Below are 22,432 nucleotides of genomic sequence, written 5' to 3'. Positions count from 1 at the left end.
TTCAACCATAGCTTATAAGGTAGTTACAATGACGGCGGCAAAAGGCCCTCTGGTTCTGCTCATTTTGGATGGTTTTGGCTACTCCGATAGCCAAGAGCATAACGCGATTCACAATGCCAATAGCCCCACCTGGGATGCCTTGGTGAAAGACAGGGCCAATACCTTGATTGCTACCTCGGGCATGGCCGTAGGCTTACCTGAAGGTCAAATGGGCAACTCGGAAGTGGGCCATATGACCTTAGGCGCCGGACGAGTGGTTTATCAGAATTACACTCGTATCAACAAAGCGATTGCCGATGGTGATTTTTTCACCAACCCGGTTTACACCCAAGCGGTGGATAAAGCCGTTACCAATGAAGGCGCCGTCCACATTATGGGGCTATTGTCGCCCGGTGGCGTACACAGCCATGAAGCCCACTTAAATGCCGCCATCGAAATGGCCGCACAACGTGGCGCCAAAAAAGTTTATCTACACGCCTTTCTTGATGGTCGCGATGTACCACCTCGCAGCGCCCAGCCATCACTGCAGCAAACCGATAGTTTACTGCGCGAAAAAGGCCTAGGCCGTATTGCCACCGTCAGCGGACGCTTCTTCGGCATGGACCGTGACAATCGCTGGGATCGAGTGCAACAAGCCTACGATCTAATGACCATAGGTAAAGCCAACTATCGCTACGCCGATCCAGTTAGTGCATTGGAAGCCGCCTATGCCCGTGGTGAAGACGACGAGTTTGTTAAAGCCAGCGTGATTACCGCTGAAGGCGAAGAAGCCGCCACCATTAACGATGGCGATTGCTTATTGTTTATGAACTTCCGCCCCGATCGCGCCCGCCAAATTAGCCGCGCTTTTGTAGACGATAGCTTTGATGGTTTTGAGCGCGAGCAACGCCCAGCTTTGGCCGACTTTGTTATGACCACAGAGTATGCCGCCGACATTCCAGCAAGCTGCGCCTTCCCTCCGCAAAATTTGGTTAACTCTTTTGGCGAGATTATGGCTAAGCAAGGCAAGCAACAATTGCGTATTGCGGAAACCGAAAAGTACGCTCATGTCACCTTCTTCTTTAGTGGCGGCCAGGAAGAACTTTTCGACGGTGAATGCCGCGAGTTAATTCCATCACCTGATGTAGAAACCTACGATCAAAAGCCGGAGATGAGCGCGCCAGAGGTTACTGAAAAACTTACCGCAGCCATTGAATCTGGCAAATACGATGTGATCATTTGTAACTACGCCAACTGCGACCAAGTTGGTCACACTGGCGACTACAATGCGGCTATTAAAGCTGTTGAGGTTGTCGATGGCTGCTTAGCCGAAATCTTTACCAGCATCGATAAAGCCGGCGGCGAAGTTTTGGTAACAGCCGATCACGGTAATGTGGAAACCATGTTCGATGAAATCAGTGGCCAAAAGCATACCCAGCACACAACGCTACCGGTACCTTTTGTATATTATGGTCCACGCGATATTCGCCTAGAAGAAGGTGGTAGCTTAGCCGATGTGGCACCTACCATGCTGACCTTAATGGGTATCGAACAGCCTGCAGAAATGGATGGCAAGAATTTAGCGATCCTAGCGGCACACTGATAACGCGGAGAAAAGTATGCAAAGTTTTTTTGCTCGTTTAGCCCGCTATTCCAGCCTATGCGCCTGCTTGCTTTGGGCAAGCGCGCCCATGGCACAGGAATCAGCTACGGAATACGAAAACAAACTCAAGCAATTACGCGAGACCATCGCCGAGCTTAAACGTGAAATTAATTCGGTAAAATCAAGCCGTAACACCCTGCAAAACCAACTGCAGGGTTCGGAAGAAGACATCGCCAAACTGCTGAAGAAAATTGACCGCTTAAAAGGGGAACTTGCCAGCCAAAAAAAGCAGTTAAGCCGGCTCAATAACGAGCGGGCGCAACTTCAGCAGCAAAAACGTAGCCAGCAAAAACATATTGGCGAAGAAATAAACGGCGCTTACCGCTTAGGTCAGCAAGGCAATCTTCGCCTACTGCTAAACCAGCAAGAGCCGGATAAATTTAGCCGACAGCTGCGCTATTACCAATATATTGTCGAAGCGCGCCAAGCCAAACTGGATGAGTTTCGTCAGACCATCGCCAGACTGGATGAAATTGAGCCAAAGATTTTGGCGCAAGCAGAGGCCATTAGCGAACAGCAAAGCCGCTTACAAACGCAACATCAAGCGCTGACTTCAAAGCAGGCCGAACGCCGCCGCACGCTAGCGGCCTTAAATAAAACCCTGGCTTCAAAAGATGCTCAGCTGGTCAGCAAAGCTGCCGACCAAAAACGCCTGCAAAAATTATTGGACGAAGTTAGCCAAACATTGGCCAACATCAAACTGCCCAGTAATGGCGTAGCCTTTAAAAAGCGCAAAGGTAAATTAAAGTGGCCCAGCAGCGGCCGCATTCGCCATCGCTATGGCAGCCCCCGCGCCGATGGCAAGTTAAAGTGGCAAGGCGTTTTTATCCGCGCCAATGATGGTCGTCCAGTGCGTGCTATTCACCATGGCCGTGTAGTGTTTTCCGATTATCTCAAGGGCCACGGCATGTTGATAATCGTGGATCACGGTGAAGGCTATATGAGCCTCTATGCCCACAATCAAACCCTGCTAAAAGATACCGGCGATTGGGTTGATAGTAACGATGTCATCGCCAAGGTAGGCAATACCGGCGGCCTTGAAGAATCTGGGGTGTATTTTGAAATACGCTACAAGGGCAACCCCACCAACCCTGCCCGCTGGTGCCGCGCCTAAGCAGCCCTGCCCAGCCAATGACGACCGGCGGCTTCCATCCTATTAGATACGCCAGCGCCCAGTAATTGTGATATGGTTGCGACTTAAGAATTAGCTATAAGAATCAACGGATAACGGATGCCAACTATGAGGCCTAGCCGAATAAAGCAGATCAGCCTTGCCTTGTGTCTAGGCCTAGCGACTGGAGTGAGTCACGGCCAAACTGAGCCGGGCGAAAGCGAAGCCGAACGGGGCCGCTTGCCACTGGACGACCTGCGCACCTTTACCCGTGTTTTTGAAGATATTCGAGCGGGCTACATCGAAGAAGTCGATGACGCCACCCTATTCGAATACGCCATCAAAGGCATGCTCAGCGAGCTAGATCCGCACTCAAACTTCCTTGATGCCAGCCGCTTTGACAACCTCAAAGAAAACACCACCGGGCAATACGGTGGTCTTGGTATCGAAGTGGGTATGGAAGATGGCTTCGTGAAGGTGATCAGCCCAATGGACGACACCCCAGCATCTGAAGCCGGAATCGAAGCTGGCGACCTGATCGTGCAAATTGATGGCGAAAGCATCAAAGGCAAAAGCCTATCCGAAGCCATCGAACTCATGCGTGGCGAAAAAGGCAGCAAAATCACCTTGAAGGTAATGCGCCAAGGCCTAGAAAAGCCCAAAGATATTGAAATCATCCGCGACTACATCAAAGTCACCAGCGTTCGCTCGCGCTTACTGGATGAAAACTACGGCCTGATTCGTATCGCCCAATTCCAGATTCCAACCGGCAAAGATTTTGTTAAAGCCATTGATAAACTACAAACAGAATCTGAAAACGACCTTAAAGGGATCATCATCGACTTGCGCAACAACCCAGGCGGCGTACTGCGCTCTTCAGTTGAAGTGGCCGATGCACTGCTGGATGGCGGCCGCGTCGTCTACACAGAAGGCCGCATTAAAGGTGCCAATGCAGAATACGACGCCGAAGCTGGCGATGTTACCAACGGCCTGCCGGTTATCGTACTAATCAATGGCGGCTCTGCCTCAGCCTCAGAAATTGTGGCCGGCGCCCTACAAGATCACCGCCGCGCCATCGTGATTGGCACTCGCAGTTTTGGTAAAGGCTCAGTCCAGAGCGTAATCCCAATCAGCAAAGAAAAAGCCATCAAGCTAACCACCTCTTTGTACTTCACCCCGAACGGCCGCTCCATCCAGGCACAAGGTATCGAGCCAGATATCGAAGTGGAACGCGCCCGACTCACAGCCATCAAACCAAGAGCACGCGTCACCGAGGCCGACCTATCTGGCCACCTGGGCAATGGTAATGGCGGTGAAGAAAGCGATGCCGAAGAACGCAAACGCAGCCAAGAAAACGGCCGCAAACTGCTAGAGCGTGATAACCAGCTTTATGAAGCGCTAAATATCTTGAAAGGCCTAAGCCTGCTGAGCAAGAAATAATCGCTTTATGAAAAACCGCTTTATCCTATTGCTGGCTTTACTAAGCACAGCTTGCCTGCCAAGCCATGCTGAAAAACCACGCCTAGCGATTATCATCGACGATATTGGCTACCACCTCGATAACGGCTACCGTACCGCCAAACTGCCCGTGCCAATCACCTTAGCGGTAATTCCCCACAGCCCAAATGCAAGAGAACTGGCCGACGCCGGACATCAAGCTGGCAAAGAAATCATGCTGCACCTCCCCATGGCCAGCCATAACGAAAACGCCCCATTGGAACAAGGCGGCCTCACCACCGGCATGGCCGAAGAAGAATTTAAAAGCGCCGTACGCCTAGGCCTAGCCGCAGTACCCCACATCCGTGGAGTTAATAACCACATGGGCTCAGCTCTCACCGAAAAAGCCCAAGCCATGCAATGGCTAATGGACGAACTACGCGAAACCCCCTACTTCTTCATTGACAGCCGCACCAGCCCACTAAGCCAGGCCAAACAACTGGCCGAGCAAAACAACATCCCAAGTGCCAGCCGCGACGTATTTCTAGACAACAGCCGTGATCACCAAGATATCCTGGCCCAACTGGAAAAGGCCATCAAACACGCCAAGCGCACCGGCTACGCCATCGTCATCGGCCACCCTTACCCTGAGACCCTAGAAGTCCTAGAGCGCCTAACCCCACCACTGCGCATCGCAGGCATTGAATTTGTGCACATTTCCACACTATTAAGTGGAACTGGCGCACAAAAATACTCCAATCAAGTGGCAAGTCAGCCATAGTTGATCTATTTTTAGTCAATGTAGGAGATTAGTATGAATTTCTCCCGATTAGACTAAACGATAATCGCATTTATCGAATCATAGGCTAGAATATAGCCGTGACAACACAGTGCCGAACAGGGAGGAGTACCAATGACAGCACTTAATACGCAACCTAGGAGAGGCGAATCAGGACGAGTTCCGCCAAGAAGCGAACGTTGCTTTAAAGCGGGAGACTACTGGTATTACAGTACACGCGAGCGAATTAATATTGGCCCGTTTGATGACTTAAACCAAGCTAGTGCCGGAGTCGACGCCTTTGTAGAGTTTGTCTGCGAAAAACCAACTTTTGCCGACACACTCAAAAAATACCAATCAGCCGCCTAAAAAAGCGAGCAAACCAAATTCTTAAAGCCCGGATTTCCGGGCTTTTTTGTATCTGTGATTTGGAAAACCTTCTGCCCCATCTACCATAAGCCAGCCTACTTATGATTACCCGGCTCCTGTATCAACCGAAACATAGAATCCTTCAATCAATCGCACTGTAGGGTTTAGCTATTGCGGTAGTCGGTCAGGAACCGTAGAGCAGCATGGACGCTGCGAAGTCGAGCGCCCTCGGATGGTTTAAGCGCGTTCCAGACCGACTACCGCAATGGCTAAACCCGGCCCAGAATTCACTTTAATTTGTAATGGCTAGCAATCCACCAAGCAGCTAATTTTTTAAGTCTCATCCGCTTCAGCTTTAAAGTCCACCAAAAACACACTCAACAGAACCGCCAGAATCAACCCCAACCAAGGATCCATCACCGCCAAACACACCGCCGACAGCATCATACAACCGCGCTCAGCATTATTATTCGCCTTACTCATCGCCACATAAGCACAAGCAAAACCCGTAAGCGCCAAAGTCACCGCCAAAGCAATCGGCATCATCGGCTTAATACCCGTAACCACCGGAGCAATAAAGAAAATAAACGGCAAACCCATCATGTAATAAGACGAAATCCCATCATACAAAGAATTCATCGCCTTCCTACCCTGCTGCCAACGCTGAGCGATCACAACATGAATACCCGTCCAAAGAATACCCTGAGTTGGAAAAAACGGCGCAAACAAAGCACTGATCACATTACGGATCGCCACAGAAATATGCGTACGGGAATCATTAAAATCCAACTTCTCATCCTCGCGACTTTTCTCCACCATCGCCAAGACTTCCTTACCAGTTACCAAATCGCCAAAAAACAAAATGTAACCAATCAACGCCAAAGGAATACCCTGCAAAAACATATCCAAACTTGGCCACCCGATAACAAAAGGACTCACCTTATTGAACATATCGACCATAGGCAGCGCAAAGAAACCCATCTGAATATCAAACTTCAGCTCACCCGTTACCGCACCCACGATAGCCCCCAGAATAAAGCCCGGAAGCAAACCCAAAGCGACCAAACGAGCCACCATCGGATACTTAGCCGCCATACGATGCATAGGCGCCGAAAAAGCGAGCAATAAAGACAAAGCAATCGCCACTGTGGCACTGTAAGGATGAGTATTAAAAATATTATCACTGGCCTGCAGATCAAAAACCTTCAAAAAGGCCGCCACCGCAGCACCCAAAATAACAGCGCCCTTTAAAACCTCAGGCATCACCTTAATCAGCTTAGCCCCAAGCCCCGTGACCCCGAGAATGGCCAGCAAAATCGCAAAATCCAAAGAGATGGCCGTCATCATCTGCAGCCGCTCAGTGGCACTGCTAAAACTGTCCGACAACAACAGCGTTAATACAAACGGCAAAGCTGGCGTTAACCAACCAGAGGCATAAGGCTCACCAAAGATCATCCACGAAGCACTGATCAAAAAGCTGTGAATAAACGACATCGCAATCGCCTCTTCAAAGCTCAAACCAAAATAGCCCGTTAACAAAGGCACCAAAGCCAAAGCCGTGGCCGCCGAAATCAAAATACCTTGAAATAGCTCAGGCCAACAAACCCGAGTGTGAACAAATGGAATGCGTGCAGTAAAACCCAGCCACTGAAAACCTGCTGACTTTTCAGCTTGCTCGCCTTTATTACTCATAGTTGTGTCCGTTTTTCTGATCGTTATTGTTATCTTGCCTGCCACTTTACAGTGCAACTTTATTACTCAGCTTTATTACTAAGCCTTATTGGTCAATTAGGCCAACGCATTTGCCCAAGCTTATTGTTGTTATCGCACAGCATAAAGTCACAGCAGTATACTGGGTTTATTCAGGCGACTGCCAACATTAATTTCCATAAGCTGGTGGAATTAAAAACCGATATAAATCATATTCTGTTAACTTAAAGCCGATATACTCTAAGGCAAAATTTGAGCTATCTTTCTAGCCATCTAAGGCGCTTATAGGAACCCATAATTATGATGAATGCTGCACACGGCCAATTAGAACAATTTATAGAGCGCGCCATTGCCGCACGCCCCATACGCACAGCAGTAGTCCACCCTGTAGCGCAAAATGGTCTTTGCGGCGCCGTTGAAGCTGCCGAGAAAGGTATTATCGAGCCGTTATTGATAGGGCCAGAAGCTCGCATTCGCGCCTGCGCCGAAGAAGAAGGCCTAGACATCAGCCCCTATGCCATTATCGACACCCCGCACAGCCATGCCGCAGCCGACAAAGCAGTAGCCATGGTAAAAGAGCAGCAAGCGGAAATATTAATGAAGGCCGATCTTTCAACCGCCGAATTACTAGAAGCTGTTATCGATAAACAGCACGGCATCAGAACCGAGCGCCGTCTATCCCATGTGTTTGTTTTAGATGTACCGAGCTACCACAAACCATTAATGATTACCGATGCCGCAATCAATATTGACCCAAAGCTGCCCCAGAAAAAAGACATCGTGCAGAACTGTATCGATCTCTGTCATGCCTTGGGTGTTAGCGAACCTAAAGTCGCCATACTGGCCGCAGTAGAAAAAGTGAAATCCTATATGCCTGCGACTATTGATGCTGCTGCACTTTGTAAAATGGCCGATCGAGGACAAATTAAAGGGGGCATTTTAGATGGCCCACTAGCCTTTGATAATGCCATCTCAAAACAAGCCGCCGAAGATAAACATATTGATTCGCCAGTCTCGGGCGATGCCGATATTTTATTGGCACCTGATTTAGAATCGGCCAATATGATTGCCAAACAATTAATGTATTTAGCCAATGCCAAATCAGCCGGTATCGCCCTAGGTGCTAAAGTGCCTATCGTCCTAAATAGCCGCGCCGATGGCACCTTTGCCAGATTGGCCAGCTGCGCCCTGGCGTCACAACTGGTACTCCACAAAAACTAGGGCGTAGGAATATTGGTATGGATGCGATTTTAACGGTTAATGCGGGCTCTTCCAGCTTAAAGCTTGGGCTATTCAATAAAAATAACCGCGAGCTATTGCTGCGCCTAGATACTTCGGATATTTACGGTGATGCACGCGTTAAAATAAAACCCGGCGCGAGCTATCAAAGCAAGATTGAAAAGCAAAAGATCTCGCTAAATATTCCCAAGGCCGAAGAGGCAAGCGATGAACAATCTTTGGTGGCCCATAAATACTGCCTACAGTTTGCCTTGGACTTTTTAGCGCAGCAGGCAAGCGAAATAAATATCGCCGCTATTGGTCATCGCGTTGTGCATGGCGGCGAACTCTTTTCTGCGGCCTGTATTATTGACGAGCAAGCCCTAAATCAATTAAGTAATTTTATTCCTTTGGCGCCTTTGCATCAGCCCTTTAACATTAAACTTATCGAGTTATGTCAAAGCCTCTGCCTAGGCGTAAAGCAAGTTGCCTGCTTTGATACCATGTTCCATGTCGGGCAATCGGAACTAGAGCGCAGCTATGCCATACCCAAACAATACCGCGAAGCGGGCGTGCAACGTTATGGCTTTCATGGCTTAAGTTATCAATATATTGCCGAACAACTGGCGCAGGAAAACCTCAGCGCCAATAAAACCGTTGTCTGTCACCTAGGCTCTGGCGCTAGCATGTGTGCCATGCAAACGGGCAAATCAGTAGCTTCCAGCATGGGCTTTAGCGCCCTAGAAGGCCTCGTCATGGGCAGCCGCACTGGCAGTATCGACCCTGGTGTTTTGCTGTATTTACAGCGCGAAAAAAACCTCAGCCTCGATGAGCTAGAAGATTTACTCTATCGCCAAAGCGGCTGCCTAGGTGTTTCGGGTATTAGCTCTGAAATGAAAGTTCTGTTGGAATCTGATGCCGAAGAAGCCAAACTGGCCGTCGATATATTCTGCTACCGCGCAGCATTGGAGATCGCCCGCCTAGCTGGCACCCTGCAAGGCCTAGACAGCATCGTATTTACCGGTGGCATTGGCGAAAACTCAGCCGAAATACGCCAGCGTATTGGCGAGCGCTGTAGCTGGCTTGGCTTGCAGCTTGATGAACAGCGCAATGCTCAAGGCATGGCACGTATCAATAAGCCCGACTCGGCCATACAGTGCTTAGTTATCCCCACCAATGAAGAAAAGATAATCGCCCAAGAAACCGCCAAGCTTACCACCTAAGCCAGCACTCTTATTGTCTGCGGGCTAGAGTCGATTTCTATCAAGCAAAATCGAACTAAGCCACACTTGCTCACTCTAAGCCTAAACCTCTTAAAGTGAGCGAGTAATTATGCAAAAACTCTGGAAGGACAACCGAGGCTTATTCCTGTTTATCGCCGGCATGATGATGTTCCGCAGCGCCATCGCCGACTGGAACGATGTACCAACAGGATCTATGCTACCTACCATCACCGAAGGCGATCGTATTACCATTAATAAAATGGCCTACGGCTTGCGAGTGCCCTTTACCGGCCAGCTCATCACAGAAGCACATAGCCCAGAGCGTGGTGATATCGTTGTTTTTGATTCTGTCGCGGCCGATAAGCGTTTAGTAAAACGGGTAGTGGGCCTACCGGGCGATAAAGTGGCTATGCATAATCACCGCTTGATTATTAATGGCGAAGCCCTTGCCTATAAAGAACTTGGCGATAGATTATTTATCGAAGAGCTAGCCGACCGCCCACATAAAGTAAGAATTGACCAAGCCAACGGCCCATTAGCCAACTTTGAAACCGTTACCGTACCCGCAGATCAGTATCTAGTGTTGGGCGATAACCGCAGCCACAGTGCCGATTCCAGAGTTTATGGTTTTATCCCACAACAGGAACTACGAGGCCGCGCTGGCAAAGTTGCCATATCTTTCGATTATGAAAACTACTTTCTACCCCGTAGCGATCGCTTCGCAAAAGATTTAGATTAGAGCGTGAGAACAAAACGCTAACGGATACTCAAACGCAAGGCTAACGCCCAAAGGGCTTAGCCTTCAATCTTGGCATCACCAATATTATAAAAAGATTGAATCGCCTTAATCTTATCGCCTTCTAATTCATACCATTCACACACCGTCATTTCTAATCCGGTGTTTTTATTCTTCTGTTCAAACTGAATGCAGGCCTTATCGCCTTCTTCGATATGATTAATCACCTTAAGGCTGTTACCCAAAAAGTCGGCTTTGTTCTTATTTACAATCTCTAGATAACGGGATTTGGGTTTAATAAGCCCAAAGGGACTACTATGGCTAAAATCATCCGTGATCGGCAAATTATCAATATCGCCCTGCTCCCAGCATTGCAGCCATTTTTGAACAACAGGGTTTAAGGTTTTAGCCATTACATACACCAATGAAGTTAAGCAGCACGCTTATAAGAAAGCAGTGCCGTATTTTAAAAACGCAGCCAAGGAACAAAAGCAAACTAAGCTTAACCAATAGGTACGCTTATTATTATCGTATTGCGACTCAGCCTGACTAAGTAACAGTGCCTTTAGTTGATGCCTATCGTCAAATAGCAATGCAAGCAACATTATCAACAACAAGCCATTAACGATTGGTGTACCCTGCCACCCAAGTGAAATAGGGATAACCGTAATACACAAATGCATTGGCAGCAGCATTAAGCTGGCTGCCAATCTAAAGCGCGGCAAGAACAATAAGCCACCCACCACAGCCTGTGCGATAGCGATAAAATATCCGAACAATGCCAAATTGTATTTGGCCAGTTCATCAATCAACCATACCGGCCCAATAATATTGGGAAACCAAGGTAATAACTTGCTCAAACCGGCACTAAAATAAATAACAGCTAATAGTAGCTGTGAAACGATCAAAATACCTTGATACATCTTATAACTGCTAGCTCACCTTAAATTTGTTTAGCCTTCTTAATGCCCTCTAAACTATAACGGCGATTAGGGCCAATTTTTAAGCTGGCTTTATAAGCCTGCTGTGCGGCCTCAAGCTTACCATCCAATAGCAGCATATCGCCAAGTAAATCCCTAGCAGGCAACACCGCACCGGGTGTTACTGGGTCTTTATCAAGGGAGTCTTCGATATCAGCTGCCTCACGTTGCAAAGCCAAAGCCTTTTGTTTTTTACCTTCAGCAAACAACAACCAAGCCTTAACTGATTTACGCTGGGCATTAACCAATGGCGCCCAGTAGTTGGGGCTAATGGCGGTTGCTTTAGCATGCAATTGATTTAGCGTAGCTAAGGCATTGCGTGCGGCATCCAAGTTACCACTTCTCGCGGCGCCTAGGCCACGGGCAAAGTAACTGATGGCCTCCAACTGAGGGAAGTTATCCCAGTTGATATAGCTTGGCTCGTGAGTTTTCAGCTGGCTGGCTTGTTGCCACTGTTGCTGCTCTAAAGATATCCGAGCCGGCATAGTTGAAAGCGCATACGCGACCGGGAAAGTATTTTGCATTGGGTGGTGAGCATGGCTCTGCTCGAATACCTTTACGGCCTCTGCCCCATTACCTAACTGCAATTGGCCGTAAATCAAATAATCCAACGCGTGCACATAGTGCATTGAGGTTGCACCATGCGACGGGTATTTAAGTGCGGCCTTGGCCGAGCGCGCATTCCAACTGATTGCATCTTTCCACTCGCCTAAACGCACAAAAATATGAGTGGGCATATGCAAAGCATGAGGTACATCGGGTGCTATTTTATCGTAGGCGCGAGCAGGTTCAGCACCAACTTCGGCCAGTACCGGATTATCGTAAGCGTGAATACTATAGTGAATAGCGCCGGGATGAAGAGGGTTACTCTCTAAGATCCCTGCCAACAACTCGCCTGCTTTTTTATTTGCGGAAAAGGTTTTATCCGTTTTGGAAGCCACTACTAACTGCGCCAAACCGTAGAAGGCAATAGCATCTACATCCTTAGGGTACTGTTTATAAATACCCTTATGGGCATCTGCCCAAGCTTTAATGCGCTGGGGCTCAGCGACAGTTTTCCAATCTTTATAAAACTCAGCGGCAGCCTGAATATAAGCCTGCTCCCGTACGGGGACTTTTAAAGCAGCCGCTTTGTTAATAGCCCGCTGCCCTTTGGCTAAAGCCATCTTAGAGATTTTATCTGGCCATAGTGGGTGAAACAGCGACATGGAATAGCCCCAATGCATCATGGCGCAGCCTGGGCTTTTTTGCTTCCACTTTTGAAATAACTCCTCGGCCTGGGCATACATCATATGGTGCAGTAAAGCCACGCCCGTATTAAAAGCTTCTTGCGCAGGCTTATCACAAGAGACTTTAAAATCGACCTCACCAAGATTCCCCAGATCCTTCAAGATAATATCTTCATCTTGATGCCCCTCATGGGCCTGTACCGTAGCGCTAAGACCCAGAGACAAGCTCAAAGCAAAGCACGGTAGAAAAGATAAGGAAAACGGAACAGAAAAGAACGAGCGGCAGCCTCGCAATACACTTCCAATAAAGGCCTGATATTTACCCTGCTTAATCATTTTAGAATCCCTCCGGCGGTGGTAGTAAAGCACCTGTTTTGCACAGGCACACAGACCACAAAGAACCCGCGCAACCCAGGCCAGAAATGACCAAGCTATCGCGACCACCGGGAACGAATACAGCGACTGGATTTTAAGCTTACTCCAGCGGCGCAGGGATGGCTATAAGAACAGGTGTCATAAGACTTTCAAGCAGCGAAGGGGAATGCTGAGTTAAGTGACACATTTATAAAGCGCTTAATTTAGCAGGTTGTAAATTAAAGCCGCAGCGAACAGGCTCCAAGCAAGGTATTTAAACACCCTAGCGAAGACCTGGTACTTGTACTCATTATCACGCTCATCATAGTGATCAACAACAACTGACAACATCACTAAAGCCCCACAAGCGAAGGCCCCAAACATCAGTATTGCAGGCCCATCATGCAAACTAAGCCCTGATCCAGTCCTTGCTGGCAGATATAAATCATTGATATATATTCCGTATCCGCCATAGATCAATAACAAGGCAGACAACGCTATATTCCAGAGTCGCTCAGCCAAAGAGATTTTATTTGGAATATATTTCAATCTACTGCCCCGTTAACGGACTTTTTGGTTATTTTCGTACTGCTCACAAATTTTTAAAAGCTCTTGAGCATGAGCAGATGTTTTGCGATCAGGGTGATCAATATACTCCCTGTATAAATCACGGCCTTCAAAAGCAGCGCTCGCTATATCAGGTTCAAATCGCCATGTAAAAGCGCAAGCATTTAAGAAACCTAGAAGCTCCTGAATAAGTGGCTTTCCTATAGTTTCTAACGAAGTGATACCCTCATTTCGGATAATATGGATTACGCATCGCATTACACTTGGTGTACATGAGTATATTGTACCTTGATGATATGCCGAACTATAAAGAAATCCATATACTGCATCGTCTCTTTTATCCTCATCTTTACTAAGCAGGTTAGCTATTTCTGCAGGAGCATTCGATGCTTCTCCGTAAGCGTGTTGCATACTCCCCCAATCAATTGAATCAATGAAGCTCATATCCATGTTATTTTCTGTATTGATGACAACAGCCCCTTTTGGTGAACATAAGCACTTCTACTCTTCCGGGTGTAAGCGATTACAGTTCTCGGATCTATTTTCAAAGACAAAACCCTCTTCATGCCTTCGACTTGGGTAGCAAAAGGAAATACGCAGACGAACCCCTTCTGCCATAACGGCGACACCATCAACCATCTTAGGGCTATATTTAAACTTACGCACATGATCGATAGCAGGTTCACTTAAAACCTCACCTCTTTCCGATTCGATTACTCTATGATTTTGGGTAAGCCCCTTCTCATCAATATCAAACTCAACAACCGCAAAGCCCTCTATACCCCGATTCCATAAAAATCGAGGGTATTTCATTTTAGGCATATGTAACAATCTATGCTTTCTTTCTCCCGCCTTATCAGTCGCCTTTTCATTGGGCATATAAATAGTTTGGGCCACGTTGTTTGAACATGCAGTAGTTAATAGAATCAACAAAATTAAAATGTATCGCATTACTATTCCTTTAGTTTATTTATAGATCGACCCTTACTGTAAATATATTAATTAGTTTTCTGAACATTAAATAAGCCCCCATCATTCAGAATGACTAAATTCTACTCAGAAACGATCTCTATATATCTTACTCGGCACTGTCCTCAACTTTTATTAAGGCTATACGATAGCCCTTAAATGTTTTCACCAACACTTCTTTCGTTACATAAATTGAAATGAAAACACCAATCAGAAAGCCAGATAACTGAGGAATTATAATATATTCTTGAATATCTGCTCTAAACGCTGCAAAAAGAAGGTCAAAAACCACTCCAGACGCAAAAGATAGGGGTATAACCCAAGCCATCGTTCTCCAGAGCAAACTCCACCAAACGTGTACTGCGTGCATCCATTTAACTTCTAGTTCTTCCATAATCAATCCGTAGTATGAGTTTAAATTGTAGTTATTACTTAATCGCCACTATGTAAGATAGCTTAGCAACAAACAATGGGGCGATACCGCTAATCCCCACCCTTCGTCATCGACTCAACAATTTCCTTTTCTGCATTTAAGGATTCACTTTCATCGCCACGAGGTAAAATCAGATTCAGGATAATGGCCACTAATCCGCACAGGCTAATGCCCTGTAGGCTAAAGCCTTGCTGACCAAGAACCATGCCGCCAATACCGAAAACTAAGGTAGTTGATACGATAACGAGGTTGCGTTGCAAGCTCATATCAACCTGGCCTTTGACCAGAATATTCAAACCCACACTGGCGATTGAGCCAAATAGTAAAATCAGTATGCCGCCCATAACTGGGGTGGGTATTGTTTGTAACAGCGAGCCAAACTTTGCCACAAAGGCTAGGGCGATGGCGAAGCATGCTGCAAATATCATGATTACGGGATTAAACGCTTTGGTTAGCATTACTGCGCCGGTTACTTCCGAATAGGTCGTATTCGGCGGGCCACCAAAAAGGGCGGCTGCGGATGTTGCTACACCGTCACCGGCAAGCGTGCGATGAAGGCCGGGTTTTTCGATATAGTTTTTACCGGTAACATTAGAGATCGCCAGCACATCACCAACATGCTCGATAGCAGGAGCAATAGCGACCGGCAGCATAAATAGTATGGCGGCTATATTAAATTCTGGGGCGATAAAATCCGGCACTGCCAACCAAGGGCTTGCGTTTGCGGCCTCAAGATTAACCATCCCCATAAAGAAGGCAATGGAATAACCCACGGCAACACCTGCCAAGATTGGCACCAGCCTAAATACGCCTTTGGCTAATGTCGCCACTAAAAGCGTAGTGATTAGCGCCGGCATAGAAACCAACATAGCGTCAACATAGGGGAATAGCTCTGCGCTGGCATCACCGGTTTTACCCATGGCCATATTCACCGCCAGTGGTGCCAAGCTTAAGCCAATCACCATAATAATTGGCCCAGTAACCACCGGTGGCATGATGCGATGTAAAAACCCAGGCCCACGCCAAGCGACCAAAGCGGCTAACACTACATAAACCAGGCCTGCGCAAAACAAAGCCCCCATAGTGGCCGCTATGCCCCACTGCTCTACGGAAAAACCAATAGGTGCAATAAACACGAATGAGGAGGCCAAGAATACAGGGATGCTACGCTTGGTAATTAATTGAAAAAGCAGCGTGCCCACACCGGCGGTAAACAAAGCCACACTCGGGTTTAAACCGGTAATCAGCGGCATAAGCACCAAGGCACCAAATGCCACAAACAGCATTTGTAAACCGGCCAGCACCGTACGCCAAGAAGCAGGCGAATGATCGTTATTCATAACATTTACCAATAGAAGAAGCTGAGCCGTTACTTAGTGCCGAAAATTTTATCGCCGGCATCACCAAGGCCAGGAATAATATAACCGGCTTCATTTAGGTGATCGTCGATTGATGCGGTGTAAATATCCACATCTGGATGCTCCTGCTGAACAGCTTTAATGCCTTCCGGGGCAGCAACCAGCACCAATGCACGAATCGATGTGCAGCCCGCCTGCTTAAGCAAATCAATAGTGGCATTCATCGAGCCACCCGTGGCCAGCATAGGATCGATCACCAAAGCCATACGCTGGTCAATATCGCCCGCAAGCTTATCGAAATAGCTTACCGGCTCTAAGGTCTCCTCATCGCGATACAAGCCAACAACACTGATCTTAGCGCTGGGCAACAACTCCAAGACGCCATCCAACATGCCCAAGCCAGCGCGTAAAATAGGCACTACAGTTACCTTTTTCCCTTTAATGCGCTCGACCGTAATATCACCACACCAGCCTTCGATCTGGCATTCCTCGAGCTCTAAATCCTTAGTCGCCTCGTAAGTTAACAAATTGCCCACCTCTGCAGCTAGCTGGCGAAAGCTACGAGTGCTCATATCTTTCTTACGCATAATGCCTAGCTTGTGGCGAACTAAAGGATGACGAATTTCATGTACACTCATGGCTACCTCGTGGATCTGGAGTGTTGCGGGCAGCGCTATTGGATAAACAGCGACCCCGGTGGTAAATGCTTGGAGAGCTAGCGAATGGCTCTACGGTGATATAGCTGCCCTATAGCTTGTCGAGCAGCTATACCTATAAGTGCGGCAATTTTCTCATATGCTGAGCTTGAGTCAAAAGGAATTGTTTGGCGGCTTAATTGCTATTTTTTTGGGGGGGGGTTGGGCAGCCACTCAGCTGCACTTATCGGTAGACAGCCACGTAATTCATGGCGATTTTTCTTGACCGCCTTGTACATTCTTTAATTCCAGGGTTTTAAGCCTAACTAGAGCGACAAAAAGTAGCCCGCCCCATATTAATGAGTATAAAACCCAGTTCTTCATCATGAAGTCAGTATCAACTGATCCTATTGCGTACATATATGACGTGATAGCTATGAAAATGCAATACGAAGAAGACGCTAGTTTCGCGATTAAAGTCTCTCGATGAATCCTAAGGAAGCTTTTATTACTAAACATCAGGCCAGTCAACCCAGCTATTTCAGCTGCAAATATGTAATTTTTACTGCTATCTAAATTGTACACTCCTGTAATGAAGCCAAATATTCCTGCGGGGCAGAGAATAAAGAAGAATACCACTAACTTTGGGGGCAGCCCTGTGTGATCATTAATTATTGACCACATTACATTCCACCAATGGTCTTTAATGTTCTCTGCGGTTGTTAAGTAATAAGCTAACAAAGGAAACGACAATAGAAACCCCATTATCGTCACTATAATTAATACAAAAACAATAAAGTCAATCATGCTCTTTATAGCGCACAGCGCATTAATGTACGGATTATTAAAGTGGAGGGGAAATCGAAGCTATTAAAGTTCTGAACCATAGTTTGTTATATGTCTCTAGGTTCATACCTCAAGGTGTCTCTTTCTTTTTTACTTATAACTACTTCGGAAAATTCATTGTGCCAAGCACCAAATACCTTGAAATTCTCTCGCGCCTCTCTAAGAGTTGAGTCCCCATTAAGATCTGATCTGGTTTCCACGCAAATTCTCTCATTGGAAACACAATCGTAGTCGTCTTCCCAAAAGCAAACCGGGCAAACTAAACATCTACCTCGCTCTGCTAGAGAGAAGTAATCACAACAACCACACTGAACTGGCCGCATGCCAATTTCAAACTCTTCCAACTTCATTTCATTAGCTCATACATTCAACGCCTACACAAAGGGCTTTCCGAAAACGAAGTCACGAAACCAAAATTCAACCGCTGCATAGGCAAGTCCGCTGTTACCGTCCTTTTTAGGACTTTCATCTACACCGAGTATATCCAGAAACATAAGTCCCATTTTTCCTTGTATAGCCAGAGACATAGTGACAGTTTCCAGAGTATGAGGGTGGAGAATACGCCTTTGTACTGTATGTCTCTCCAGAGCTATATTTGCTACTTTCCCACTCACATGGAATACCGTCACTATCAGCGTCTAGATATGTATGACCAGCAAGATACAGGTTATTCGCTTCTGACGCTGTAAGGTTTTGACAGTAATATTTTGTTGAACTGTTATATATATTTTTGATTCCATTAGAGCCTTCTGTATTTAATTCATAATTAAATGACGGGGAACTGTAAGCGCTTTGGATTGAAGGGATTGAATGGGGTTGTTGAGATTCGGCTTGTACAATGTCAGGAGCGGATTCATAAAAATAGTTGTTGTGATTTTCTTGTTTCTTTGCCTTTTGCACCTGTTCTTTTTCAGACTGGGTCAGTAGTTGCTGTTTGCATAAGCTGGGATATTTTCTTACTAGACAAATTTTGTTATTTTCCCGCTTTTCAGCTTGTAGTACTTGTTCTTTTTCGGTTTGAGTTAAGAGATGCCGTTTGCATAAGCTGGGATATTTTCCTACTAGGCAAATTTTTAGATTTTCCCGTTTTTCAGCCTGTAGCACTTGTTCCTTTTCGATTTGGGTTAGCAAATGCTGCTTGCATAATCTGGGGTATTTTCCTACTAGACAAATTTTTAGATTTTCCCGTTTTTCAGCCTTTAGAACTTGTGATTTTTCAGCTTCCGTTAGCAAGTGTTTTTTGCACAAAGAAGGGTATTTCCCTTTTAAGCAGGTTGCAAGATTATTATCAGCTGTAGCTGTGCATGAGACCAATAGTAATAAAGCACTAATAAAAAACTTAAACACAAGTATAGCCTTTCTTCCTAGCAGCACCTTGTTATAGCGTTTCATAAAGCATCTCGTAATCATTGGAGACAATGTATGAAAGTTTGGGGTAATTATCATTAATAAACGACTCAACTACTGATTTAGCAGTTGCAAAATCTGATATTTCATAAAAATTGACCTCAAACTGATGACCACCGCTACTATGGCCATCTAAAAGGCCCAGTTTCTTCTGCTCAATAAGATTCGCTAATTCATCGACAATCTTAAGCTCTTTCTGTGTACGAAAGTAGGAATCCATCTTGATCATTACCCACAATTGCATGCCTTCCTTGCTTTCTACTCTTGGACAAGAGATAAGGACCCCCACTAACAACATCAAAAGCGCAAATCTTCTCATATCAACCATCCGAAGCGCCTTTGCTGCCGTGTTTTGTTAGGGGTGAACAATGGCGCAGTCATTGAGAATAGAATAACTTTCACACATCCCTCCTTCATCGCAATAACCCGTATGCTGCCATAAGCATATTTCTTGGGTCGTTTCTGTCAGTTTAAGAACAGCCATCCTGCTGTCGCTACCTTCGGTAAAACAGAAGCCAAAACTTTTCCCCTCTTTAGTTCTTATCATTCCAGCTGAATCGACAATAGAGCAAGATATCAAGTTGTACTCTCCAGGAGCAACCTCTCGATTTAGCTTGATAGAAGCTACTGACCTAGATTCGAATCCCCAATCTTCGGAAGAAGCGATTGCGGGATCAAATAGAATAACCAGAAATATCAGCAGTCTCATCACGGAGTGCCCCTAACGCCTCATTCAGCTGACTGGAGCGCAGCGTAAGGAAGTCCAGCCGCAGGCGCCATTGACCGCCTTGTTATGTGTTTTACTTGATCTCATTTACGTAAATCTTATATTCCTTGCCGCGATCATCAGTAGCAAGCATGAATTTTCGTTGCCGAGCAGGCCACTTGAAAAAAATTGACGTTAAACGCTCTAACTCCACATTTTCACTAGCAAGATGACCCCTCAAATGATCCCCCCCAATACCCAATAGATTTAAGGATACCCTCTGTAGCATACTCAGCTGGCTGAAATTCTCTTGTAAGCCAATTCAGCTCAATATCGATGCCCTTGCGATGAATCTCATGCAAATCACTAATGACATATCCATTTTCGGTATAGTTCATGAAACTTGTAAAACTATCACCGAAATTATGTATCGCAGAATAAATATTTTTATACTTCATTGCCTTGGTGACACATAACGGCGTTATCAACTGCGTAGGAATCTGGCACGATTTTGTGCGGCACGCACAAGGCGTGACAGGTTACGGAGTCAGATTGCATGGCTTTGTTAGGGCCTTAATCATCTATCAAAAGTGAGTTACTCAGCTGGATTTGAGCTAGCAAAAGAATCTGCATCATCAATTGATCCCTCACAGCCTCACTCTCCTCATTCAACATATTATTTGCAGTTTCCATTAGATCTGGTATTTGAGTTATAGCGCTGTTCCAGCCTCCAGCGCTATAAGAGAACCTAAGTAACCCGCATGCTTCAATAGTCTCTCTTCCTTTGTCGCTTTTTGGCGAATATATAGTTCCTAAGTGGATGGCGATATGATCATCATAGTTATCAATATGAGGATGAATGATTGTAAAGTCACTGCTTCTGGTCGGGTATCTCACTCTTCTTCTATTAGTTAGAACATGCTTATTACTCTTTTCATTGTTGCAGTCTTTACATGCGACGCATAAATTTTTCGGTGTGAACATGAAGTGGGGTGAGTTTTCTCTTGCAACGATATGCTCAACATCCCAAACAGCCGAGTGCTGGACAGGGTACTTTACTTTACAGTATACGCAAGTCAGATTCTGCTCGCTTTTATAGTGTGACTTTATCTCACGTTTAACCTCTTCCACTTCATCATCTGACCAATAGTTATGATTCTGACTTGCTCTATCACTCTCATATTGATCAACTACTAACTGGCTTTCCTCTGAATAAACAACAGCCGACTGTATTTTCAAGACTCATACTCCAATGCAAGAATCAATGCATCGAGCAATGAGGATACTGGATCATTATCTTTTAGCAGCGGCCTCATTTCGATTAATGGTTCAGCCTCACTTCTTATTTCTTTCTTGGTCGCACTACCTTTGCTTATCTTAGTAATTAAATTTAGGCACTCTCTGGTTACATACTCATTTGACGACCCTGGTGCACCGAATATATTTGCAAGCTGATAATCAGCAGATTTCCTATAGTATTTATCAGAGGGCAGTAACTCACCACTATTCATTTTTAAAATTGCGCAGTTCTTTCCATGAATCCTTGATATTATCTGCGGTGAGTGCGTGGCGATTATGAAGTGACAGCCTCTATATGAATCAAATGTTTTTAACAGAAGGTCTATATACTTTTCTTGCCATTCAGGGTGCAAACTAATTTCTGGTTCATCAATACAAATTAATGAGCTATCTTCAATTTCACTAGCTATACCAATTATTGTTGCGATAATGCATTGTTCACCAGAGCTCAGATCACGAACACTAACGGGTTCATTCATCGAAGAGTCAGAATAAAGATGTATGTCTGATAACCTCATCAACCCCAAGTTTCTAAGAAGCTCAGTATGTTCAAATAAATCAATAAGATATTCAGGAAGATAGTTGCCTTCAAACCCAACATCGAAAACTATCCGTCTCTCCATACCAAGATTTCTTTTCAACTCAACATACGCTTCAACAACCTTATCCAATAACAACTTATCACCTGACAAAATGTCTAAAGCCCGACGGACTCTGGGATGTTTATATTGAGCCTCAGAAGGGTTAATACCGTGCTCGTTAAGAAGTGACAAGAATCGTCCTGGTGATATGTCAAACTGGTACTCTGCTGTTAACAGGGGCGAATAACCCAAAAAATTAAAAACTCCTTTTATTTTATCCAGCTTAAGTTGGCCCTCTTTTGAAGATCGGAATAATGAATCAACTAATCTATCTAATAACGAGACTGACGACTGGGGGCCAAATCCACTTTTAACGCCGAGATAGGTGTACCGACTGCATTTTGTATCTGGTCTTTTCGGGTTCTTCCGCCCCATCGGGAATTTATCGTAGGGTGTCGTTGACGTCGCTACAATTTTATTTGGCAAGGTGTCATTGGGATCACCCCCTAAGACAAACTCCCCCGAATATTCACATTTACCACGATTTACGGTTAAACCAGCTACAGCCCCATCCTTTTCATATATCAAAGAGAAATCATCTAAAACAGTATCTGCTCGCCGGCCCAGACCCGATCTATTTTTTTGAATACGCCCGCTTTCCCCTAGCGACTCAAATGATCCGATAATTGCGCTTAATAGCCGACTTTTTCCGATGCTATTTTTACCAACAACCACTGTATAGTGATTTTCACTGATAGACTCTTCTGTATTAAATGTAAGTGGCAAGATACGACCGTCAAAAAATGCCTCCGTGATTTTAAACGACAATTTCTACTCCTTTATA

At 45.8% G+C, this 22,432-nt stretch carries 25 protein-coding genes; 8 read left to right on the top strand and 17 right to left on the bottom strand.

Features of this window, described 5'->3' with window-relative positions:
- The first annotated feature begins 28 nt into the window (after positions 1-28).
- From gpmI to Q1A08_RS19285, 5 genes are all read left to right on the top strand, one after another.
- Positions 29-1,582: a 2,3-bisphosphoglycerate-independent phosphoglycerate mutase gene (gene gpmI / locus Q1A08_RS19305; RefSeq protein WP_299775969.1), complete on the top strand. Its 1,554-nt coding sequence runs from the start codon at positions 29-31 to the stop codon at positions 1,580-1,582.
- A 16-nt stretch (positions 1,583-1,598) separates the two neighbouring features.
- Positions 1,599-2,756 (top strand): peptidoglycan DD-metalloendopeptidase family protein, encoded by a 1,158-nt coding sequence (locus tag Q1A08_RS19300; RefSeq protein ID WP_299775967.1) that lies wholly within the window; start codon positions 1,599-1,601, stop codon positions 2,754-2,756.
- Between the two features lie 126 nt (positions 2,757-2,882).
- Positions 2,883-4,193, top strand: a complete 1,311-nt coding sequence (locus Q1A08_RS19295) for a S41 family peptidase (RefSeq protein ID WP_299775965.1) — start codon at positions 2,883-2,885, stop codon at positions 4,191-4,193.
- A gap of 7 nt (positions 4,194-4,200) precedes the next feature.
- Positions 4,201-4,971, top strand: coding sequence for a divergent polysaccharide deacetylase family protein (locus tag Q1A08_RS19290; RefSeq protein WP_299775963.1), 771 nt, complete (start codon positions 4,201-4,203; stop codon positions 4,969-4,971).
- 132 nt (positions 4,972-5,103) lie between these two features.
- Complete coding sequence (locus tag Q1A08_RS19285; RefSeq protein ID WP_299775961.1) at positions 5,104-5,337, top strand: DUF6316 family protein; 234 nt, start codon at positions 5,104-5,106, stop codon at positions 5,335-5,337.
- Between the two features lie 333 nt (positions 5,338-5,670).
- On the opposite strand, the gene Q1A08_RS19280 is transcribed toward Q1A08_RS19285, so the two are convergent.
- Complete coding sequence (locus Q1A08_RS19280; RefSeq protein WP_299775959.1) at positions 5,671-7,029, bottom strand: hypothetical protein; 1,359 nt, start codon at positions 7,027-7,029, stop codon at positions 5,671-5,673.
- Between the two features lie 318 nt (positions 7,030-7,347).
- Here Q1A08_RS19280 and Q1A08_RS19275 point away from each other — a divergent pair, with 318 nt between their 5' ends.
- The 3 genes from Q1A08_RS19275 to lepB all read left to right on the top strand — a co-directional run bounded on the left by Q1A08_RS19275 (position 7,348) and on the right by lepB (position 10,227).
- A complete protein-coding gene (locus Q1A08_RS19275) occupies positions 7,348-8,268 on the top strand; it encodes a bifunctional enoyl-CoA hydratase/phosphate acetyltransferase (RefSeq protein ID WP_299775957.1) in 921 nt (306 codons plus the stop codon).
- Between the two features lie 17 nt (positions 8,269-8,285).
- Positions 8,286-9,488 carry an acetate/propionate family kinase gene (locus Q1A08_RS19270; RefSeq protein WP_299775955.1) on the top strand — a complete coding sequence of 401 codons (1,203 nt, stop codon included), beginning with the start codon at positions 8,286-8,288 and terminating at the stop codon, positions 9,486-9,488.
- Positions 9,489-9,597: 109 nt separating this feature from the next.
- Positions 9,598-10,227 carry a signal peptidase I gene (gene lepB, locus Q1A08_RS19265; protein ID WP_299775953.1) on the top strand — a complete coding sequence of 210 codons (630 nt, stop codon included), beginning with the start codon at positions 9,598-9,600 and terminating at the stop codon, positions 10,225-10,227.
- Positions 10,228-10,283: 56 nt separating this feature from the next.
- On the opposite strand, the gene Q1A08_RS19260 is transcribed toward lepB, so the two are convergent.
- From Q1A08_RS19260 to Q1A08_RS19190, 16 genes are all read right to left on the bottom strand, one after another.
- A complete protein-coding gene (locus Q1A08_RS19260; RefSeq protein ID WP_299775951.1) occupies positions 10,284-10,637 on the bottom strand; it encodes a nuclear transport factor 2 family protein in 354 nt (117 codons plus the stop codon).
- 30 nt (positions 10,638-10,667) lie between these two features.
- Complete coding sequence (locus Q1A08_RS19255) at positions 10,668-11,147, bottom strand: hypothetical protein (protein ID WP_299775949.1); 480 nt, start codon at positions 11,145-11,147, stop codon at positions 10,668-10,670.
- 20 nt (positions 11,148-11,167) lie between these two features.
- Complete coding sequence (locus Q1A08_RS19250; protein ID WP_299775947.1) at positions 11,168-12,769, bottom strand: hypothetical protein; 1,602 nt, start codon at positions 12,767-12,769, stop codon at positions 11,168-11,170.
- Positions 12,770-13,006: 237 nt separating this feature from the next.
- Positions 13,007-13,336 carry a hypothetical protein gene (locus Q1A08_RS19245; protein ID WP_299775945.1) on the bottom strand — a complete coding sequence of 110 codons (330 nt, stop codon included), beginning with the start codon at positions 13,334-13,336 and terminating at the stop codon, positions 13,007-13,009.
- 12 nt (positions 13,337-13,348) lie between these two features.
- Positions 13,349-13,804 carry a hypothetical protein gene (locus Q1A08_RS19240; RefSeq protein ID WP_299775943.1) on the bottom strand — a complete coding sequence of 152 codons (456 nt, stop codon included), beginning with the start codon at positions 13,802-13,804 and terminating at the stop codon, positions 13,349-13,351.
- Positions 13,805-13,855: 51 nt separating this feature from the next.
- Positions 13,856-14,305, bottom strand: coding sequence for an energy transducer TonB (locus Q1A08_RS19235; protein WP_299775942.1), 450 nt, complete (start codon positions 14,303-14,305; stop codon positions 13,856-13,858).
- Positions 14,306-14,432: 127 nt separating this feature from the next.
- Complete coding sequence (locus Q1A08_RS19230; RefSeq protein ID WP_299775940.1) at positions 14,433-14,717, bottom strand: hypothetical protein; 285 nt, start codon at positions 14,715-14,717, stop codon at positions 14,433-14,435.
- Positions 14,718-14,806: 89 nt separating this feature from the next.
- Positions 14,807-16,096 carry a uracil-xanthine permease family protein gene (locus Q1A08_RS19225; RefSeq protein ID WP_299775938.1) on the bottom strand — a complete coding sequence of 430 codons (1,290 nt, stop codon included), beginning with the start codon at positions 16,094-16,096 and terminating at the stop codon, positions 14,807-14,809.
- Positions 16,097-16,125: 29 nt separating this feature from the next.
- Positions 16,126-16,752 carry a uracil phosphoribosyltransferase gene (gene upp, locus Q1A08_RS19220; RefSeq protein WP_299775936.1) on the bottom strand — a complete coding sequence of 209 codons (627 nt, stop codon included), beginning with the start codon at positions 16,750-16,752 and terminating at the stop codon, positions 16,126-16,128.
- A 264-nt stretch (positions 16,753-17,016) separates the two neighbouring features.
- Entirely contained in the window at positions 17,017-17,556 is a 540-nt protein-coding gene (locus Q1A08_RS19215; RefSeq protein ID WP_299775934.1) for a hypothetical protein, read from the bottom strand.
- A gap of 86 nt (positions 17,557-17,642) precedes the next feature.
- Entirely contained in the window at positions 17,643-17,918 is a 276-nt protein-coding gene (locus Q1A08_RS21520) for a CPCC family cysteine-rich protein (RefSeq protein ID WP_363323553.1), read from the bottom strand.
- Between the two features lie 142 nt (positions 17,919-18,060).
- Positions 18,061-18,987: an excalibur calcium-binding domain-containing protein gene (locus Q1A08_RS19210; protein WP_299775932.1), complete on the bottom strand. Its 927-nt coding sequence runs from the start codon at positions 18,985-18,987 to the stop codon at positions 18,061-18,063.
- Positions 18,974-19,321 (bottom strand): hypothetical protein, encoded by a 348-nt coding sequence (locus Q1A08_RS19205; RefSeq protein WP_299775930.1) that lies wholly within the window; start codon positions 19,319-19,321, stop codon positions 18,974-18,976. The genes Q1A08_RS19210 and Q1A08_RS19205 overlap by 14 nt, the downstream gene beginning before the upstream one ends.
- Positions 19,322-19,357: 36 nt before the next feature.
- Positions 19,358-19,714 carry a hypothetical protein gene (locus tag Q1A08_RS19200; protein WP_299775928.1) on the bottom strand — a complete coding sequence of 119 codons (357 nt, stop codon included), beginning with the start codon at positions 19,712-19,714 and terminating at the stop codon, positions 19,358-19,360.
- A 567-nt stretch (positions 19,715-20,281) separates the two neighbouring features.
- The gene (locus Q1A08_RS19195; protein ID WP_299775926.1) at positions 20,282-20,947 is read right to left on the bottom strand and encodes a hypothetical protein; all 666 of its coding nucleotides are present in this window, start codon (positions 20,945-20,947) and stop codon (positions 20,282-20,284) included.
- On the bottom strand, positions 20,944-22,416 hold the full coding sequence (locus tag Q1A08_RS19190; protein WP_299775924.1) for an AAA family ATPase: 1,473 nt from the start codon (positions 22,414-22,416) through the stop codon (positions 20,944-20,946). Before Q1A08_RS19190 ends, Q1A08_RS19195 begins: the two co-directional genes overlap by 4 nt.
- Positions 22,417-22,432: the final 16 nt, after the last annotated feature.

Source organism: uncultured Pseudoteredinibacter sp., assembly GCF_947500695.1.
GTDB lineage: Bacteria > Pseudomonadota > Gammaproteobacteria > Pseudomonadales > Cellvibrionaceae > Pseudoteredinibacter.
This window is presented reverse-complemented; position numbering and strand designations above follow the sequence as displayed.

What these genes read in the sequence shown, in the direction of transcription:
- upp (WP_299775936.1), bottom strand. Translation starts at nt 16,752, where the DNA reads ATGAGTGTACATGAAATTCGTCATCCTTTAGTTCGCCACAAGCTAGGC.
- Q1A08_RS19235 (WP_299775942.1), bottom strand. Translation starts at nt 14,305, where the DNA reads ATGCGATACATTTTAATTTTGTTGATTCTATTAACTACTGCATGTTCA.
- Q1A08_RS19250 (WP_299775947.1), bottom strand. Translation starts at nt 12,769, where the DNA reads ATGATTAAGCAGGGTAAATATCAGGCCTTTATTGGAAGTGTATTGCGA.
- Q1A08_RS19240 (WP_299775943.1), bottom strand. Translation starts at nt 13,804, where the DNA reads ATGGATATGAGCTTCATTGATTCAATTGATTGGGGGAGTATGCAACAC.
- lepB (WP_299775953.1), top strand. Translation starts at nt 9,598, where the DNA reads ATGCAAAAACTCTGGAAGGACAACCGAGGCTTATTCCTGTTTATCGCC.
- Q1A08_RS19230 (WP_299775940.1), bottom strand. Translation starts at nt 14,717, where the DNA reads ATGGAAGAACTAGAAGTTAAATGGATGCACGCAGTACACGTTTGGTGG.
- Q1A08_RS19280 (WP_299775959.1), bottom strand. Translation starts at nt 7,029, where the DNA reads ATGAGTAATAAAGGCGAGCAAGCTGAAAAGTCAGCAGGTTTTCAGTGG.
- Q1A08_RS19210 (WP_299775932.1), bottom strand. Translation starts at nt 18,987, where the DNA reads ATGAAACGCTATAACAAGGTGCTGCTAGGAAGAAAGGCTATACTTGTG.
- Q1A08_RS21520 (WP_363323553.1), bottom strand. Translation starts at nt 17,918, where the DNA reads ATGCGGCCAGTTCAGTGTGGTTGTTGTGATTACTTCTCTCTAGCAGAG.
- Q1A08_RS19300 (WP_299775967.1), top strand. Translation starts at nt 1,599, where the DNA reads ATGCAAAGTTTTTTTGCTCGTTTAGCCCGCTATTCCAGCCTATGCGCC.
- gpmI (WP_299775969.1), top strand. Translation starts at nt 29, where the DNA reads ATGACGGCGGCAAAAGGCCCTCTGGTTCTGCTCATTTTGGATGGTTTT.
- Q1A08_RS19270 (WP_299775955.1), top strand. Translation starts at nt 8,286, where the DNA reads ATGGATGCGATTTTAACGGTTAATGCGGGCTCTTCCAGCTTAAAGCTT.
- Q1A08_RS19225 (WP_299775938.1), bottom strand. Translation starts at nt 16,096, where the DNA reads ATGAATAACGATCATTCGCCTGCTTCTTGGCGTACGGTGCTGGCCGGT.
- Q1A08_RS19290 (WP_299775963.1), top strand. Translation starts at nt 4,201, where the DNA reads ATGAAAAACCGCTTTATCCTATTGCTGGCTTTACTAAGCACAGCTTGC.
- Q1A08_RS19295 (WP_299775965.1), top strand. Translation starts at nt 2,883, where the DNA reads ATGAGGCCTAGCCGAATAAAGCAGATCAGCCTTGCCTTGTGTCTAGGC.
- Q1A08_RS19255 (WP_299775949.1), bottom strand. Translation starts at nt 11,147, where the DNA reads ATGTATCAAGGTATTTTGATCGTTTCACAGCTACTATTAGCTGTTATT.
- Q1A08_RS19205 (WP_299775930.1), bottom strand. Translation starts at nt 19,321, where the DNA reads ATGAGAAGATTTGCGCTTTTGATGTTGTTAGTGGGGGTCCTTATCTCT.
- Q1A08_RS19285 (WP_299775961.1), top strand. Translation starts at nt 5,104, where the DNA reads ATGACAGCACTTAATACGCAACCTAGGAGAGGCGAATCAGGACGAGTT.
- Q1A08_RS19275 (WP_299775957.1), top strand. Translation starts at nt 7,348, where the DNA reads ATGATGAATGCTGCACACGGCCAATTAGAACAATTTATAGAGCGCGCC.
- Q1A08_RS19215 (WP_299775934.1), bottom strand. Translation starts at nt 17,556, where the DNA reads ATGATTGACTTTATTGTTTTTGTATTAATTATAGTGACGATAATGGGG.
- Q1A08_RS19260 (WP_299775951.1), bottom strand. Translation starts at nt 10,637, where the DNA reads ATGGCTAAAACCTTAAACCCTGTTGTTCAAAAATGGCTGCAATGCTGG.